We start from the raw sequence: 16606 nt of genomic DNA on the forward strand, positions 1-16606 counted from the left end.
CCAGACCACCTCCTGACCACCCCGCGCCCGCGGGCGCCCACTTGCGAGGAGATCGCATGGGTTCGACCGGGTTCCGGGTGCCGGTGGATACCGACACCCACCGCTTCGTCCTGGACAACCTGCGCCAGAACCTGCCCACCGGGCACATGCTGGTCGCGCACTGCCGCGCCGCGCTGGGCACCGGCCGCCGCCACGGCGGCTGGTCCTATGCCCTCTACGCCGCGATCGCCGACACCACCACACCGGTGACGGTGTCGGCGCACGTGCTGCTCTACCAGCGCCACCACCGCGGCGGTGTCTCCGAGATCGTCGTCAAGCACCTGCACGAGACCGAAGGCCCCGGCGATCACCACGGCGTCACCCGCCGCGTGCTCGACGCGCTCACCCCCACTGACCATCCCGACGCCTGCCAGTGGCGGGCCGAGGCGCTCCGCCACCACCGCGCCCTCGCCACCGCCCGCCGGACGGTCGGCGCGGTCATACGCCTGGACCGCGCCTACACCTACGGCCACGGCATCGGCGCCGTGCAGCAGGTCCTGGTGTGCTCCCCGACCCTCTGGCGGCGTGCCCGGATCACCGACTCCGGCGTGGAGATCGAGGGCCGCGAACTGCGTGCGGCCCCCGGGTGGGCCCTGCGTGAATTCGAGATCCTGCACGCACCCGGCGAATCCGCGCCACCCACCGCGCGGACGTGAACCCCGGCCCGCCGCCTGAGCGCATTCCGGTCAGGGCCGGCTCCGTTTCCTCATCCATCCCCCCTTTTCGCCGGACCCGGCTCAGGTGCGGCATCTTTCCTGTGTTCGGAGGTTGATCTCTCATGGGCAGACTCACTCGTGCCGAGGCCACCGCGCATCGCGAAGCGCTCGGGTTGGCCGGTCTACGCCGCGACCTGGACGAAGAAGAGAAACGCTTCGTCCTCACCCACTACCAGGAATCGGCCAGCCAGGCCCGCCCCGTCGAGGGCACGTTCTTCACCCCGACGGATCTGGCCGACTGCATGTCCCTCGACGTGGTCGGCAATCGGGTGATCGACCTGTGCGCCGGGATCGGCGCGCTCGCCTTCGCCTGCCGCAACCCCCTTGAGCAGGCTCGTGGGCTGCCCGCGCGCGAAATCGTATGCGTGGAATCGGATCCCGAGTTCGTGGCGGTCGGGATGAAGCTGGTTCCGGAGGCCACCTGGGTCTGCGCCGATGTGTTCGAGGTGGGGCGGCAGCGATGGCGATTGTTCGACACCGCGATCGCCAACCCGCCCTTCGGCAACCGCCCCCGCACCGGCAACGCCCCCGGCTACCGCGGCCCCCGCTTCGAATACCACGTCATCGCACTCGCCTCGCACCTGGCCCGCCACGGCGTGTTCCTGGTGCCGCAGACCTCAGCGCCGTTCCACTACAGCGGACGCCAGGAGATGCTCGAAGGGCAAGGCGACGCCGAATACAAGCGTTTCTCCTCCGGCACCGGCATCGCCCTCGAGCCCGGATGCAGTGTCAACACCGCCTTCCACGACCCGCACTGGCATCACCCCGCCCCGCGCACCGAGATCGTCACCACCGAATTCGCCGACACCGCCCTCGCGCGCCGCCGACGCGCCCGCACCCGAGCACGCGCCGGTGCCGTGGTGGCGCCGTGGGACCGGGCCACCCGCGCCAGCTGAAAAACCGCCACCCCTCGTACCCGCCGATTGGACAGGAGCCCGGATTCGTCATGCCCACACCAGGTTTCAGCCTCAGCACCGACACGAACTCCACCGATTACGGGGCCTCCTACACGCTGTTCCGCACCGACGAGGCACCCCTGACCGGGACGGTGTTCACCGACATGGGCGAACACACCGTCCTGGTCGACGGCATCCCCGAACGCCGGTCGATGGTGATCGTGCGGTTCTTCGGCCTGCGCGCCCAAGGCGAGCCCCTGGGCAACCCGCGGGTGCTGGCCCGGTTCGTCCCCGGAGAGCCCGGCCGCGGGGCCGCGGCGGCGGTGTGCCTGGGCGAGCCCGGACGCCTGCACCTCGAACTGGGCCATCCTCTCACCACCGCCGATGCGGACCTGCGGGAACTGGTGTCCGACACCGTCATCGAGATCACCGCCGAGAGTTCCTCACCGACGACCGTGCCGCCCGCCATCGCCACTTCTGCGCCGACCAGCGCCGCCAGGACGCGGCCACCGCTCTCGGGACCATCGACGTGCTCCAGCAGCACGGCTACCGGCGTCTGGCCGCCGCCCGCGCCGAGGCCGATGCGGCCTGGGCGCTCGTGCAGACCCTGCGCCAGCGGAACTGACCCGCGCCGATCCGTACTGCTGATCGCAGCCACCCGAGGAGTTTCAATGATGCTCGACACCGACCTGAGCCTCACGCCTGCGGTGCTGGCGGACCTGCGTGCGGTCCTGGCCTATGCGGAGATCGGGGAGGAACGCGACTACGACGAGTGCGACCCGCAGGACCGGGCGCATCACATTCTGCACCCGATCCGGCGCCTGTCCGCATGGCTCGCGGGTGCTGCGGCTCCGAAGACATCCTTCGTCTACATCCAGCAGGGCGGCGCGAGCAGAGAGTTCTACCTGCATGCCTTCGACACCGAGGCCGACGCCGAGGCGGGCCGACAGCACGAGGATTCCTTCGGCACCACCGCGATCGTGCGTATTCCCGGCCTCACCTCCGAACAGCTCGACGCCGTCGAAGAACTCATCCAACAGATCGACAACCTCGTCTTCGACGTCGCGGCCGAGGCCGACCCGGCTCACCCCTGACACCTGAACCGCACTCACCAGCCCGAGGCGCACGCAGGTCACCGCGCTCGAGCAACCTCACGCGCCCGACGCCTTCGCCTATGGCGAGGCGGTCGAATCGGCCCGTGCTGTCTGTGATCCCTGCAACTGCCCTTGCGCCCCTTCCTGCCAGCGACACCCGCCGCACCCGGTGGGTGTCGCGTCGTATCCGCCTGTCCCAGAGAGGAATACACCGTCATGTCGATCGCCTCGTGTGTGCGTCACGCCGAGTTGGGAGACCTCGTCGGTCTGCTCAACGATCAGCAGGCCGCCAAACTCGACGTCCTGGCCCCCGCGTCGGCGCTGCGCGCCTGCGACGGGCTGTTGCAGCTGTCGGGTGTGGAGCCGGTCCTCGACGACCGCGGTGTCACCCCTGTCGATGGCCTGTATCGGCCGACCGGTGCCGCGGATTCGCATCTGGGGTCGAAGCTGAAGATCCCCGCCGGGTACCTGAAGTCGCTGCGGGAGATACAGCGCACCGATCTCTACGACGCCAACGTCAACGGCCTGCTGCACGGCCCCGACGATCCGCGTCTGCCCGGTGGGCCGGACGAGCGCTCGTTCCTGCTGCGGTTGTTCACCTCCTCCACGCCCGGTGAGCCGGGGGTGTTGCGGGCGGTGCTGTCGGACCGCTACGGGATCATCGACAACCTCGACGTGCTCACCGCGGTGCTCGACGGTATCCGCCTGGCCGACACCGACGTCACGGTGCGCTCGTGTGATCTGTCGGAGTCCTCGATGCACTGCAAGGTGTATTCGCCGAAGATCCGCACCCTCGCGCCGACGTTCCTGGAGAACTATCGGACCCCGTTCGCCAACCCCGACCTCGAGGCCGAGCGCCGTCGTGTGGCCGGGCAGATCGAGACCGGGCGGCGGCTGGCCGCGCGGGAAGGCCGCGGCTACCGGCCCGGTTCGGAGCCGGTGGTGTTCGCCGGGTTGCGGTTCTCCAACTCCGAGATCGGCCACCACGCGGTCACGTTGAAACCGGAACTGGTGGTGCAGATCTGCGGCAACGGGCTCACGCTGCCGTTGTTCGCGTTCACCAAACGCCACGTCGGGGACCGCCTCGAAATCGGCGGCACCCGCTCGTGGTCGCAGGACACCCAGCGTAAACGGCTCGCGGTCATCACCGCCGAGACCCGCGACAAGGTCTCGGAGTGGATGTCGCCGGAGTTCCTGACCGCCCGGGTCGAAGAACTCGAGCGCCACGCCGGGACCCCGGTGACCCAGCCCGACCGCACCCTCGAGGTCGTGTCGAAGAAGCTCGGGTTCACCGAGGACGAGCGCTCGGGGATTTTGTCGCACTTCATCGCCGGGGGACAGCTCACCGCCGCCGGGATCGCCAACGCGGTCACCAGCTACTCCCAGACCATCCCCGACCCCGACCGCGCCGACGACCTCGACGACCTTGCCCTCACCGCGATGACCCTCGTCTGACCCGCACCCGAGGACCACTCTCCCGCTCGATATCCCTGTCCCTGCTTTTCCGAAGGAGTTACGCCCATGGCCGAAACCGTTGTTCTGACCCGTGCCGAATTCGACACCGCCGAGCACTTCGGCGCCGCCGGCGCGGTGACCGCGCTGGGCCCCGACACCGTGGACCGCTGGCGCGAGCAGTACCCGGACTGGAAAGCCAAGCACTGGGGCTACACCGACCCCGAATCCCCGCACGGCGCCCGGTACCTGCGCCCGATCAACGTCGCCCCCCGCCCCAAGAAGTAGCACCCCTGTCCCGAGCGCCCGCACGCGGTCGGAAGCGACATCGGCAGCCCGGGACCGCTGGCCGTTCCGGTGTCCCTCGATCTCGCCACCGGCCACACGGTCACCGACATCGCGCGGCGACCGCGATCTCGTGTTGCTTCGCGCCGACAGAACCCCTCCGAACCCTGGAAGGACATCTGCCCATGACGAAGAAGAAGCGAGAACTGCGACTGCCCGCGGGTTTCGATGCTGTCGAGGACATCCTCGGCCTCGACGCCGAAGGCTGTGTCGTCATCAGATTCGCCACTCACCACACGGCGGTGCTGACACCGTGCTGTCACGCCAGCGGCAAGGGCAGCGCCGATTCGATCTCCGGGGTCGTGTGCCGCGCCTGCTACCGCGACGTGCACCACAAACACGGCGGCATCGATGCCGAGATCGCCATCGCCCGCGACGACCTCGACATCGTCATCGATGGCGACCCCCCGGACCTCACCAAGCCCGCGGGCGGTTAGCCCGCGCTTTCGCCCCATCCATCGAAGTCCCATCCCACGAGGCAGGGACCAGCCAGTCCAAAGCTGGCCGGTCCCTGCCTCTTTCACGATAGGAGCCCATCTCGATGCCCACCGACACCGACACGCCCACCACCGACACCGACATCGCCGAGCATGCCCCCGCCGTCGACCCGGCACCCGGTCCCGCCCCCACCGACACCGAACACCGCGGCTCGGGCCCCGGCGAAGCCGACACCGACGAGGCACCCGGGTCCCTCGACCGGTTGTGCACCGGCCCGACCGTGAATCCCGCCCTGCTCGAGATCGACAAGAACGTGCGCGAGACCTTCCAGCTCGAGGACCACCCGGAAGTCACCGAGTCGATCCGCGAACACGGTGTCCGGGACCCGATCCTGGTGATCCGGATGCCCGACGGCCGTCTGGTGGTGCGCGACGGGCAGGTCCGAACCCTGATCGCGCTGGCCTACGAACTGCCCGAGGTGCCGGTCTACATCCGCGATTTCGACCCGAGCGTGGACACCAACGAGGCCGAGATCGAGCGCATCACCGAACAGATCACCCTCAACGACCGCCGCATCCCGCTCACCAACAGCGACCGCGCCGCCGGGATCGCGGCGATGCTCGACCTCGGCGCCTCGGTCACCCGCGTCGCGAAGGCGTTGCAGACCAAACGCGACGAGGTCAAACTCGTCGGCAAGGTCGGTACCTCGCCCACCGCGCGCACTCTGATCGACGACGACCAGTACGACCTGACCCACGCCGCGGTCATCGCCGAATACGAGAACGTCGGCGACCTCGACGCCGTCCGGCGGCTGCTCAACGTCCGCAGCGGGGTGTTCGACTACGAGGCCAACCGGATCGCCGCCGATCGCGCCGAACGCCGCGCCTACCTCGCCGACGCCCTCCCGTATGCCCAGGCCGGGCTCGGGATCCTCACCGACTACCCCGACCTCGATGACGCCGACATGGGACTGTTGTGCGCGGGCGAACTCGTCGACGCGGACGGCAACGCCGTCGAATTCGAGCACATCCGAGCCCATCCCGAAGCGTGGCTGGCGTGGTTCGAGATTGCCGAGGAGCAGGTGTGGGTCGAAATCGAGTCCGGCCATATCGTTGACCCCGACACCGTGGACTGGGATACCCGCGATCAGCCCGACGCCGAGCCCGCCGAGGGGTTGCGCCACGCGCGCGAAGTCGAGCAGCGCGACCAGCTGCTGTGCGAGTACTTCCTGCCCCGCGACCTGTTGGATGCGACAGGGTTGCGCGAACGCGTCGACACCGAGCCCGACAACGCAGACGACACCGACACCGATGCCGGTGAGGTCGGTGAGGGCGAGCACCTCGGCGAGCGCGGTACCCGTTTCGGTCAGGTCGATCAGGAGCAGGTCGCCGCGGATCGGCGCGCCGCCGCCGAAGCGGCAGCCGAAGCCGCGGCGCAGGCGGCCGAGATCGAGCGGGCCGCGCGGCGGCGGGTCCGCGAGCTCAACAAGCTCGGTCTGGCCGCCAAGGCGACCCGTATCGAGTTCGTCACCCGGCTGCTGGCCCGCAAGACCCCGCCTACCCAAGCCGCGTTGTTCATGACCCGGTCCCTGCTGGCCGATCCGGGACTGACCGGCGAGTACCACGCCTTCGACTCCGCGCTCAAGCTGCTGGGCATCGAGGGCTACCGGTCCCGCCTCGACATTCTCGCCACCCTCGACACCACCAAACCCGCCCGCGCCCAGGTCATCGCGCTCGCGCTGGTGCTGGGTGGCTACGAGCACCGCGCCGACAAGGACCTGTGGCGCTACACCGAATCCGCCGTACGCCGCTACCTGAGCTTCCTGCGCGAACTCGGCTACCCGCTGGTCCCGGTCGAACTCGCCGCCCTCGGCGAGATCAAGGCCGTCGACATCGACATCGACAACCCCACCGCCACCGGCGAACCCGGCGACACCGGGGCCGATGGCGTCGTTGATCTCGACGCGGACGAGGAGACCGAGGCCGACGAGCAGGACCTGCCCGACGCGGCCTGACCGTCTCGGCATCCCCGCGGTCCCGGTGCGCCCGGAGGAGTTTCGGGCGCACCGGGGCCGCGTCCCGGCCTTCTCCGGCCTTCTCCGAAGGAGTCAGTTGTGCGCACCCCCGACGAACCCGCCATCGAGGCCCTGGCCCGCACCGACGACAACGGCTATCGCGCCCGCAGCCTGTGCCTGGTCGACGCCCAGCCCGCCGACATCACCGTCACCGTCGAGGCCGACGGCGGCTTCCGCGCCACCGTGCGCGTGTTCGACCAGATGAGCTTGTCCTGGCATCTACTGCTGCGCGCCGACCATCTCGACTACCCGCGCCTGCCCGCCGACCCCGACCCGCCTGCCACCCTCGAGGCGGTCTGTGCACGCGTGCGCGAGTTGCACGCCACCGCAGTGTGGATCGCCCGCACCGCCCGCCACGTGGGACCGCGGTGGTGACCGCCACGTCGGCGCAGGCCGACGTCGTGGACCTGCGGGCATTCGCTCTCGACATCGCGGCGCGCGGGTGGCCGGTGTTCCCGATCCGGCCCGGCGCAAAGAAGCCGCCGGTGTTCAAACGCTGGCCCGACCACGCCTCCACCGACCCGGCCCGCATCAACCGGTGGTGGGATCAGGACCCGGCCCGCAACGTGGCGATCGCGACCGGCCCTGCCGGGTTGTGCGTGATCGACCTCGACCCCCGCCATATGAGCCCGCCCGCCACCGGATTCGCCGACGCCATGACCCGGCTCGACGCACGCTCAAGCGCGCCGGTGCCGGTGACGTGGACGGTGGCGACCCCGCACGGCTGGCATCTCTACTACCGGGCCCCGCAGACGCCGCGGTTGCCGTGCAGCATCGGCCGTCTCGGGGACGGCATCGACACCCGCGGGCACGGCGGCTACGTCATCGCGCCCGGATCACGGACCCGCCACGGCGACTACATCGTCGCCGCCGAGCATCCGGTCGCCGAACTGCCTGCCGAGCTCGTCGTTCTGCTCACCCCGCCACCACCCGCGCCCACGATTCGGTCCTGCGCGGGTGCGACGCATCCCGACGCCTACCTCGCGGCCATCCTCGCCGGGGAAGCCCACCGCGTCGCCAGCGCACGAGTCCATCTGCGCAACCACACCCTGTTCCGGTCCGCGCTCGTGCTGGGACGGCTGGTGGCCGCCGACGAGATCAGCGAACACCACGCCCGCACCGTGCTCGCGGACGCCGCCGCGGTGCACGTCGGGGTCGAGGGCTTCACCAGCAGCGAGGCGGATCGCACTATCGCCAACGGGCTGCGCTACTCCCGCTCCCGCCCCCGCTACCTGCGCCGATGACCCATCGACCGCAGCTGGAAGGAGAGACATCATGCCGGATCCGAACGTGGAAGTCGTGGTGGTCCGTGACCCGTCCGCCCAGACCTGGGTGTCGGTGTATGTCGACGGCGTCGTCGCCGACTGCCGATCGGTGGTGATCGATGTCGGTCACGGCTGGGAATGGGACGACTGGCGCGATTTCCGCGACGCCACCCTGGCCGAAGCCAGCAGTCCGGCCTGCCGCGCCGAGTTGATCGACGCCTTCGACGACCCGCCCGGCGGTGAATACGTGCTCGGCCGAGACCGCAGGCACTGGCTCGACGGGGTCGAGGCCGAGGACCGGCTCGCTTCGCGCTATCGGCTCACCGGACCACGCGCGGTCGCGGTCACCGTGCCCGCCGCCACCGATATCGACGCCTTCGCGCTGACGTATCTGCGCGAGCATTTGCCGGAGGGGCAGCGGTTGCTCCGCAGCGATCGCACCCCGGCCGCCGACGCGGTCGCGGCCTGGGCCACGACCAGCTGGGACACGGTGTTGACCGCCGCGATCGCCGACACCACCGGCGAGGTCACCGCGCATCAGCTGCTCTACCGCCTCGCCCGCAGCGGCGGGTCCGGCGACCGGGTCCGGGTCGAACTGGCCCACCGCCACGAGATCGAGGGCAGTGACTATTACCGCGGGCTGGACCCGGCACTGCTCACCGCGCTCACCCCCGCCACCCGCAGCCGCGCGCGCATCTGGCGATGCCTGGTCCAGCAATCCGCCGCGGCACCGGCCACCGATACCGGCACCACCAGGAAGGACACCTCACCGCGATGACCTGCGCCAAACTGTGGTTTCCCCGCGCCGACGTACTCGACCTCGCCGAGCACGCCATGGCCGCCGCCGAACACTCGCTTCCGCCCTTCGACAACACCGGCGTGGGGTCGCCGTCGCTTATCTGGGTCAAAGACGACGGCATCTATCTGGCCAGCAACGGTCTGCCCCGCCAAGCCCGCACCGCGGCCGATCACCCGGACAGCAAGATGCATGTCGTCTACGCCCATGGCCACGGATACGGCACCCACTGGCATCACGGCCCGCCGCTGGGTGACGACTTCGTCGAATACCTGCCGCTGACGGAGTCTCTCGGCGAGGACGGGGCCGCGTTCATCGACACGCTGCGCGGACCCGACACTGCGGCCTGGCTCGTCATCACCGTCTACCCGAACACCTTCTCCGTCGAACTCTCCGACACCTGCCCCTCCTGAGATCCGGTACCACGGAATACGACACGGGCGGGCGAGTCCGGCCAGGTGCCGCCCGCCAGTGTCGGTTCGTTCGTCCACCGCTGCCCTCGACCACCGGAGTCTGGGGTACCCGCATGCTCGATCCCACCCCGAACCCCTCGACCGCCGAACCGGTCTCGCGATCGACGGTACCCACCGTCGCGACGGCCGGTGCGGGCCTGCGTCTCCAGTTCTGTCGCGGCGATGACGATCTCACCGCGGACCCGGCCGGCGAGACGGACGCGAGCGAAGTCCGGGTCTGGGACGGCGAGCTGTGTCTGGCTGCGGTCACCCACGATTGCGACGGGTGGGGGGTTACGCCGGAGGTGACTGCAGACACCGGATCCCCGACCAGCACCTAAACACCCGCTTCGCCGACTGGCGCCACGCCCTGCACACCTCACCGGCATCACCATCGCACCCGGCTGACCAACCCTGCGACACCCGACTCCGGTGCCCAGGCAGGCCGCGATTCTCCCGCCCCGGCAACCGGCCCGGCACCACCACTTTCGAGGAGCATTGCCATGCACACGATCGCCACGGTCTCCGATACACGGCTGCGGGCGTGGGCGATCCTGGCCCGCGCCGCGCTCACCCCGGCCACCACTGCCCGCGCGCTCGCGGCCACTCGCTCGGCCGCCACCGACATCGAGGAGGCCGCCGACCGGATCGGCGCGCTCCCGGCCGGACCCGGTTCGAGGTTGTCGGTGGCCGAGCTGGCTGCCCGCGATCTCGACCGCGCCACCGACATCGGGGCGTGGTTGCTCACCCCCCACGATCCCGCTTGGACCGGACTGGGATTCGACGACCTCGACTCCCCCGACGACCGGTATCTGGACGCGCCGGTGGCGGTCTGGGTACGCGGCACCATCGACCCGGTCTCGGTGCTGACCCGCGTCGGTGTCATCGGTACGCGGGCGGTCTCGCCGCGCGGTGCCCGCATCACCGCCGAGATCGCAGGCGCGTTGGCGGTGCGGGGTGTGCACATGGTCAGCGGCGGCGCTTTCGGCGTGGACGTGCTCGCCCACCAAGCCGCCCTCGACCACGGCGCGCCGACCACGCTCGTGTCCGCGGCCGGGATCGACCGCGTCTATCCCACCGCGCACGCCGAGGTGTTCGACGCCGTCGCCGAGACCGGCGCGATCGTGTCGGAATACCCGCCGCGCGAGGGTGTCGACCGTGCGCGGTTGCTGGCGCGCAATCGACTGGTCGCGGCGATGTCGCGGCAGCTGGTGATCCCCGAGGCCGGGCTGCGCTCAGGCACCCTGTCCACCGCGCGGTGGGCGCGGCGGCTGCACCGCCCGGTGCTGGCTGTGCCCGGCCCCCTCTCGACGTCGCTTGGCTGTCACCAGCTCATCGGCGACGGCCACGCCCGCCCCGCGCACTCGGTCACCGACGTGCTCACCGCGCTCAACGAAACCGCCGACCCCGAACCCCGCCACCAGCGCGGCGACCAGCCGCGTACCGACACCGAACACGACCGGCTCGGAGCCGCACCCGTGCGCTGATCCCGCGCGAATTCATCTGTCCCTGTTGATCATCGAACTTCGAGGAGAACTGCTATGGCCGGAGACACCGTCATCACCGTGATAGGGAATCTCACGGCGGACGTAGAGCTGAAATTCACGCCCGCTGGTATCGCGGTCGCGAATTTCACCGTCGCATCCACCCCGCGATATTTCGACCGCAACACCAACCAGTGGAAGGACAGCGAAGCGCTGTTCCTGCGGTGCAGCCTCTGGCGAGAGGCCGCCGAGAACGCCGCGGAGTCGCTGACCCGCGGAGCGCGTGTTCTGGTCAGCGGCCGTCTCAAGCAGCGCAGCTACCAGACCCGCGAAGGCGAGAAACGCACCGTCGTCGAGCTCGAGGTCGACGAGGTCGGTCCCTCGCTGCGCTACGCCACCGCCAAGGTCACCAAACGAAAGCCCAACCACACCAACACGAACGATAGCAGCGATCGCTCCCGCGAGCTCGTCGGCGCGGCAACCGGCAACCGCAGCGGCGACGACGATCCCTGGGCCACCACCGGTAGCGGATTCGGCGGAGGGTTCGGCGGCGGATTCGGCGGAGGCGAGGAGCCCTCGTTCTAGAAACCCGTCCCGCGCGACTCCGACCTCCGCGCGCGCCCGGCGTCAGCGGCGCTCGCGGAAGCGATCGCGCGCCCTTCTCGCATCCCGCGCGCCCCGCCCGCGTGCGCCGATCCACTGTCGAAAGGTCGACCACCGCGTGCACAATCCCGAGAACTCGACCGACACCCGCGACCACGGTGACTGGGAGCCGACCCGCTGGTACAGCGTGCTCGGCCCCGACGGGCAGCTGTGGTGCGAGTCCAGCGACCGCGCAGAGGCCGTCGCGGCCCTGCGGCCCGGTGATCGACTCGTGCGCACCTGGCAGCGGATCTGCCGCGAGTCGCAGATGCGCGAAGAACAGCCCTGAATCGAACCCACCCTCTCGACAGCGGTGGATCCACGCGAGTGGTGTGGATCCACCGCTGTCTCACCCGGACCAGGAGATCCCCAGATGAGCGAGCCAGTCCCTACCGAAGCGCCCGCGGTCACCGCGTCGACAGCGGCGGCGTCCGCGTTGATCGCGCTCGCCGAGCGCGCGCCCACGCGAGCGCGCGCCGCGATGGCTGCGGCGCTGACCGAGTTGGCGCCCGAGGACTGGGCGTGGCTGGGGCTGCTCTACCGCGGTCACGCCCATTCACCCGACGCCGCCCTGTCCAGGGTCCTCGCCCTCGCCGCAGCCCGGCTCGGCACCGCCGACACCCAGGCTCTCGACCACCGGTCGCACCCAGCCACCGGCGTCGAGGTGATCGAGGTCCCGGTCGAGGTCGAGGTCCGCAGCTGGGTGCGCCGCCCGGTCCGCGAGGACTGCTACGACCTGCGCCTGCACGCCGAACCGAGCCCGACCACCGACGCGGTGCGCACCACCAGCGAAGCGATCGCAACCCGCGCCCGCCGCCGACCGCGCCACCCCGGTTTCGAGACGGTGACCAGCACCAGTACCGGCGCGCACGGCCGGTTGGTGGCCTGACCGGGGAGCGGGGTGTGCAGTGAGCGCCGATGACCCGCGTGAGACGGCCACGATCCAGATCCGGTTCCTGCGCCATCTGCTCGACCGTCTCGATGCCCTCGCCGGTGAGGCCAGCCCGTGGGAAGGGATCCGTCGCCTGCGCCGGGTCATAGCCCAACGCCTCACCGTCATCACCGACACCGAACCGGCCGAACCCGGAGCGGACGGCGCAGACAGCGGGCATGGTCGGCTCGCGTTGATCGCGGTCGAGTTGCACCGGCTGCGCCGTACAGCGACCGGGGCCACGATCACGACCCGCGGCGGGCATTGCCACCGTGTCCACGTCCTGGCGGTCGGTCACCGTCACATCGTCGTCCGCACTCACGCCCGCCTCGGACTCGCTGCGGTGCTGGTGCCGCTGCGGTTCATCGAATCGGTGGACCCGCTCGAATCCGCCACGCAGCACTGACTTCTACCCGGCACAGCCACCGACCGCGACACGCGGGGTCGCCGCGGCACGCGCTCGCGAGACCCCCACCCAACCCGGCTCGAACTCACGCGCACTGTCGCCGGGCCTTCGCGGGGTGGGTGCACCGGCCCGGCGACAGACAGGAGGCGCAATGTCCATCGACTCACCCAATTTTCCCGCGCCCGAACACATCGCGGCACCGCTGCTCGCCGCCCACGGTCCCGAAGTCGAGTTCCTGACCGGGATCGGCGGCAATCCCCGCGTCGTCGACACCGGCGGAATGCCCGCCTTCGCGTTCGTGGCCATCGAAGCCGACGCCGGGCCGATCATCGACCCGAGCGGCACCCTCTACGTCCTGATCACCAGCATCGACGCCGGACTCGCTGCCCGGCGCAGCGACATCGACAGCTGGACCGTCGTCATCTACGACGCGACACAGTCCCACGACGAGGGCATCAGCGCCGCCGAGAATGGCACCAGCTTCACCGCCGCCTGGCAACAGGCGTGGGCGGCCATCGACCGCCCCGATGACCCGCACACCTGATGCCTGGTGCTGGGCACGTGAGCGGGCGGGTGTGGCGGTTGGTGAGGGCTGGGCCTCTGGCCGTCTGCCCCGCCTTGCTGAGTGCTACCAGGGCGTGATCCCGCCACGGCTGCGGGCCCCGCGCCCGGCCGTCACCGAATTCGCCCGGCGCGCCGGCTGTCTCGTACCCGGCGGCCGAGTGATTGGGCGCAGCGAATTCAGCGCCGCCCGCTTCGGCGCGTTCCCTCCGCCGCGTCGGGCTCCCACCCTGGTCGGCCGCACTCAGGCGGGTCAGACGACCAGCCGCCCAGCCCCGTGCCGGGGTTACGTACGCGTGTGCGTGCGTCCGGCGCGGGGCCGAGCTGTTTCCAGACGACAGAACAGGAACCCAGTGATGACCGCCACGTTGAACGCACCCGAAACCACCGCCTCTGTCACCGAGACCGTCACCGACGTTGTCACCGATCCCGTGCAGACCGTGTCCCCGTTCGCCGCCGCGCTCGGAGAGATCGAATACCTCCTCGACACCGATCCCGACGCCGCGCGAGAACGCTTCACCGCCGTGCTGGCTCTCGCGTCCCCGGCCGAGCGTGCCTTCCTCGATCGCGCTGCCGAGATGCTGACCCGCTCGCCGTGGAAGACCGCGGCGCGTCAGCTGGGGTGGATGGCCAAGTCCCGCCCCGAGCTGCGGTCGATGATCGTCGAGCACACCGCCGAGGGTGACCCGGGTCTGTACCGGCCCGAGCTCCCCCAGCAGTCCGAGACCTCGATCGAGGCGGCCGAATGGGTGCGTCGCTCCATCCGCGAGCGCCGCTACCGCGACCGCGACACCGCCACCCCGTCTGCGGCGACCGACGCCGCCCGCTACCAGCCCGAGAAGGTCGCCGCCCGCCGCGCCCGCATCCCCGCACCCACCACCGGGCTGGTGAGTCTGCGCCACCGCCGCCGGGACCTGGCCGTCGCCGAGCGCCGCCACCGTGAATACGCGGGCTATGCCGCGCAGCGGTTGTACACGATCGACACCGCCGTCGACGACGACCGCACCCCGCCGGTTCCCGAGCCCCGGAAGAAGGCCGGGCAGCTGTGGGCGCACGTGCAGGCCGAATTGTGGGACCGCTCGTACTTCCTGCACGTCGCCGAGTGCTACACCGAAGCCGACCGCCATCTCCTCGCCCCCGAGCTGCCCGAACGCCACATCGCGCCCGAGCGCCGTCACGCCGGTCTCGCGGACGCGGCACGGGAGTTCCTGCGCGAGCACGACACCGAGCCCAAGCCTTCGGCCTGGGCGCGCGGCGCGCGTGCCCGACGCACCCGCCCGCAGTACCCGCCGCGGATCACCCCGGCCGACCAGTCCCGCTTCGCCGCCCGCAGGACCGGGCTCGCGGTCCCCAGCGACCGTGACGAGTATCTGCCCTACAGCGAACTCGACGTCCGCGAGTCCACCTGGCAGGGCTCAGGGTTGGACTACGACCTCGCTGCGATGACCCCGTATCTCGGGTGGCCGTGCGTGGGCTGCTGGATCGACCGGCCCTCCGGCGACCGCCGCCCCTTCCACACCCGCCACGGAGTGATCGTCAGCGACGACGGGCTCTGCGATGTCTGCCGCGCCGACGGCCACCCCGGCATCCCCGCCCTGCCCGCCGGGTTCGAGATGCAGACCTTCGTCGAATCCCGCTGCGCCTACATCGCCGCCGCTCATCCTGTCCAGGTGCGGGCTTTGCTGGATCGGGTGCGGGCCGCCGCGGCGAACACCGGACCGACCTGGCGGCTGATCACCCGGTGGATGGCGGCCAACCTCGAACAGCCCGAACGCGCACCCCGTCCTGCCGCCGCGCGACGGCCGCGCCGGGGCGGGTCCGCGCTCGGTGCCGGGCAGCGCATCGGACGCTGCGACGCCTGCGCCCGAAACGGCATCGTGCACGCCGACAACTACTGCACCGACTGCCGGATCGACCTCGGACTCGTGCCCACCACCCGCCGCACCGCAGCGGCGGCCTGACCCGCCCCTGCTCGGTTCCCTCCCGTTCGCCGGTCCGCCGCGGTGTCGACCCCTGCGGCGGACCGGTCCACCACTCCCGATCCGACAGGAACACCACCGTGCATCGACTCCCGAACCGAGCGCGCCGCGCCCTGGCGGCGCTGCGCGACGCCCCGCTCGCACCCCGCCGCCCGACCGAGGTCCGGGTGCGGGTCTACCTCAACACCGACCCCACCGCCCTGCTGACCGGATACCGGCCCGACGCACCCCTCACACTGGCCTACACCTACATACTGCGCGTCGACCCCGCTACCGACACCGACCAGGCTCTGCTCGAGCGCGTCTTCGCCGCCTTCAACGACCACCCCGAACACGACGACGACCAGATCCACACCGACACCTGGTACGGCATGCGACTCCGGTCACTGTCGGTCGGCGACGTCGTCGGACTCGACGACCGCCACTACACGTGTCAGTCCCGCGGATGGACCCGCGTCCCCGCCCCACCGGGCTGACCGGCACCGCGCCGCGACCGGCCGTCCACGCTGGCGATGCACGGACCGAGGGTCCGCACCCGCCATTCGACCACCCTGACCGGAAGGACCACTACGCCATGACTCATCCCGCGCCGCCGAGTGACCCCGCGCACCTCACGATCACCGAACTGCACCAGACCCTGGCCACCGGCCGCTCGGTCGTGGTGTCGATGCGCGCCGCCGCCGGACACGCGCACCTGATCGAGTGGGCACGCCGCCACGACCTGTTCGTGCCCATCGATCGCACCAGCAGCTGGGGCAACCCCTTCGTCCTCGGACGCGACGGCAACCGCGACGACGTGCTCGCCGCTCACGCCCGCCACCTCGCCGACCAACCCGACCTCCTCGCCCGCCTGCGTCGCGGCGAACTCGCCCGCCGGGTGCTCGGCTGCTGGTGCGCGCCCAAACCCTGCCACGGCCACACCCTCACCGCCCTGACCCTCGATCCCGACCTCGACCCGCTCGCGGCGGTCCGGACCCGGCAGCACCGGTGAGCGTGCCCACCCGACCGTCGGGCACCCGACAGCTGTGATCACGGT

21 protein-coding genes are annotated in these 16606 nt (G+C 70.7%); all 21 read left to right on the forward strand.

From position 1 onward, the window contains the following. The first annotated feature begins 56 nt into the window (after window positions 1–56). The 21 genes from ACWEKR_RS08425 (at window position 57) to ACWEKR_RS08525 (ending at window position 16561) form a co-directional block, all read left to right on the forward strand. Window positions 57–695 carry a hypothetical protein gene (locus ACWEKR_RS08425; protein ID WP_452353920.1) on the forward strand — a complete coding sequence of 213 codons (639 nt, stop codon included), beginning with the start codon at window positions 57–59 and terminating at the stop codon, window positions 693–695. A 122-nt stretch (window positions 696–817) separates the two neighbouring features. Then, window positions 818–1651 (forward strand): methyltransferase, encoded by an 834-nt coding sequence (locus ACWEKR_RS08430; protein WP_452353921.1) that lies wholly within the window; start codon window positions 818–820, stop codon window positions 1649–1651. A gap of 50 nt (window positions 1652–1701) precedes the next feature. Next, window positions 1702–2745 carry a hypothetical protein gene (locus ACWEKR_RS08435; protein WP_452353922.1) on the forward strand — a complete coding sequence of 348 codons (1044 nt, stop codon included), beginning with the start codon at window positions 1702–1704 and terminating at the stop codon, window positions 2743–2745. A gap of 216 nt (window positions 2746–2961) precedes the next feature. After that, entirely contained in the window at window positions 2962–4200 is a 1239-nt protein-coding gene (locus ACWEKR_RS08440; protein ID WP_452353923.1) for a hypothetical protein, read from the forward strand. Window positions 4201–4266: 66 nt separating this feature from the next. Beyond that, window positions 4267–4485, forward strand: a complete 219-nt coding sequence (locus ACWEKR_RS08445) for a hypothetical protein (protein WP_452353924.1) — start codon at window positions 4267–4269, stop codon at window positions 4483–4485. Between the two features lie 182 nt (window positions 4486–4667). After that, entirely contained in the window at window positions 4668–4979 is a 312-nt protein-coding gene (locus tag ACWEKR_RS08450; protein WP_452353925.1) for a hypothetical protein, read from the forward strand. A gap of 104 nt (window positions 4980–5083) precedes the next feature. Then, window positions 5084–6994 carry a ParB/RepB/Spo0J family partition protein gene (locus ACWEKR_RS08455; RefSeq protein WP_452353926.1) on the forward strand — a complete coding sequence of 637 codons (1911 nt, stop codon included), beginning with the start codon at window positions 5084–5086 and terminating at the stop codon, window positions 6992–6994. 99 nt (window positions 6995–7093) lie between these two features. Continuing rightward, window positions 7094–7429 carry a hypothetical protein gene (locus ACWEKR_RS08460; protein ID WP_356967972.1) on the forward strand — a complete coding sequence of 112 codons (336 nt, stop codon included), beginning with the start codon at window positions 7094–7096 and terminating at the stop codon, window positions 7427–7429. Continuing rightward, the gene (locus tag ACWEKR_RS08465; RefSeq protein WP_356967974.1) at window positions 7426–8298 is read left to right on the forward strand and encodes a bifunctional DNA primase/polymerase; all 873 of its coding nucleotides are present in this window, start codon (window positions 7426–7428) and stop codon (window positions 8296–8298) included. The genes ACWEKR_RS08460 and ACWEKR_RS08465 overlap by 4 nt, the downstream gene beginning before the upstream one ends. A 31-nt stretch (window positions 8299–8329) precedes the next feature. Beyond that, the gene (locus ACWEKR_RS08470) at window positions 8330–9097 is read left to right on the forward strand and encodes a hypothetical protein (RefSeq protein WP_452353927.1); all 768 of its coding nucleotides are present in this window, start codon (window positions 8330–8332) and stop codon (window positions 9095–9097) included. After that, window positions 9094–9528 carry a hypothetical protein gene (locus ACWEKR_RS08475; RefSeq protein ID WP_452353928.1) on the forward strand — a complete coding sequence of 145 codons (435 nt, stop codon included), beginning with the start codon at window positions 9094–9096 and terminating at the stop codon, window positions 9526–9528. The genes ACWEKR_RS08470 and ACWEKR_RS08475 overlap by 4 nt, the downstream gene beginning before the upstream one ends. Window positions 9529–9641: 113 nt before the next feature. Next, complete coding sequence (locus tag ACWEKR_RS08480) at window positions 9642–9908, forward strand: hypothetical protein (protein WP_452353929.1); 267 nt, start codon at window positions 9642–9644, stop codon at window positions 9906–9908. Window positions 9909–10070: 162 nt separating this feature from the next. Then, window positions 10071–11054, forward strand: coding sequence for a DNA-processing protein DprA (locus ACWEKR_RS08485; protein ID WP_280185883.1), 984 nt, complete (start codon window positions 10071–10073; stop codon window positions 11052–11054). A 54-nt stretch (window positions 11055–11108) separates the two neighbouring features. Further along, on the forward strand, window positions 11109–11636 hold the full coding sequence (locus tag ACWEKR_RS08490) for a single-stranded DNA-binding protein (protein WP_280185884.1): 528 nt from the start codon (window positions 11109–11111) through the stop codon (window positions 11634–11636). Window positions 11637–11772: 136 nt separating this feature from the next. Beyond that, on the forward strand, window positions 11773–11982 hold the full coding sequence (locus ACWEKR_RS08495; RefSeq protein ID WP_356967981.1) for a hypothetical protein: 210 nt from the start codon (window positions 11773–11775) through the stop codon (window positions 11980–11982). 84 nt (window positions 11983–12066) lie between these two features. Beyond that, complete coding sequence (locus tag ACWEKR_RS08500) at window positions 12067–12582, forward strand: hypothetical protein (RefSeq protein ID WP_452353930.1); 516 nt, start codon at window positions 12067–12069, stop codon at window positions 12580–12582. A gap of 19 nt (window positions 12583–12601) precedes the next feature. Next, window positions 12602–13030: a hypothetical protein gene (locus ACWEKR_RS08505; RefSeq protein ID WP_280186895.1), complete on the forward strand. Its 429-nt coding sequence runs from the start codon at window positions 12602–12604 to the stop codon at window positions 13028–13030. A 151-nt stretch (window positions 13031–13181) separates the two neighbouring features. Beyond that, window positions 13182–13574: a hypothetical protein gene (locus ACWEKR_RS08510; protein WP_452353931.1), complete on the forward strand. Its 393-nt coding sequence runs from the start codon at window positions 13182–13184 to the stop codon at window positions 13572–13574. Between the two features lie 373 nt (window positions 13575–13947). Further along, complete coding sequence (locus ACWEKR_RS08515; RefSeq protein ID WP_452353932.1) at window positions 13948–15552, forward strand: hypothetical protein; 1605 nt, start codon at window positions 13948–13950, stop codon at window positions 15550–15552. A 98-nt stretch (window positions 15553–15650) separates the two neighbouring features. Beyond that, the gene (locus tag ACWEKR_RS08520) at window positions 15651–16046 is read left to right on the forward strand and encodes a hypothetical protein (RefSeq protein ID WP_452353933.1); all 396 of its coding nucleotides are present in this window, start codon (window positions 15651–15653) and stop codon (window positions 16044–16046) included. Between the two features lie 98 nt (window positions 16047–16144). Then, window positions 16145–16561, forward strand: coding sequence for a DUF4326 domain-containing protein (locus ACWEKR_RS08525; RefSeq protein ID WP_452353934.1), 417 nt, complete (start codon window positions 16145–16147; stop codon window positions 16559–16561). Window positions 16562–16606 lie beyond the last annotated feature (45 nt).

It is taken from the genome of Nocardia sp. NPDC004573, assembly GCF_053602135.1.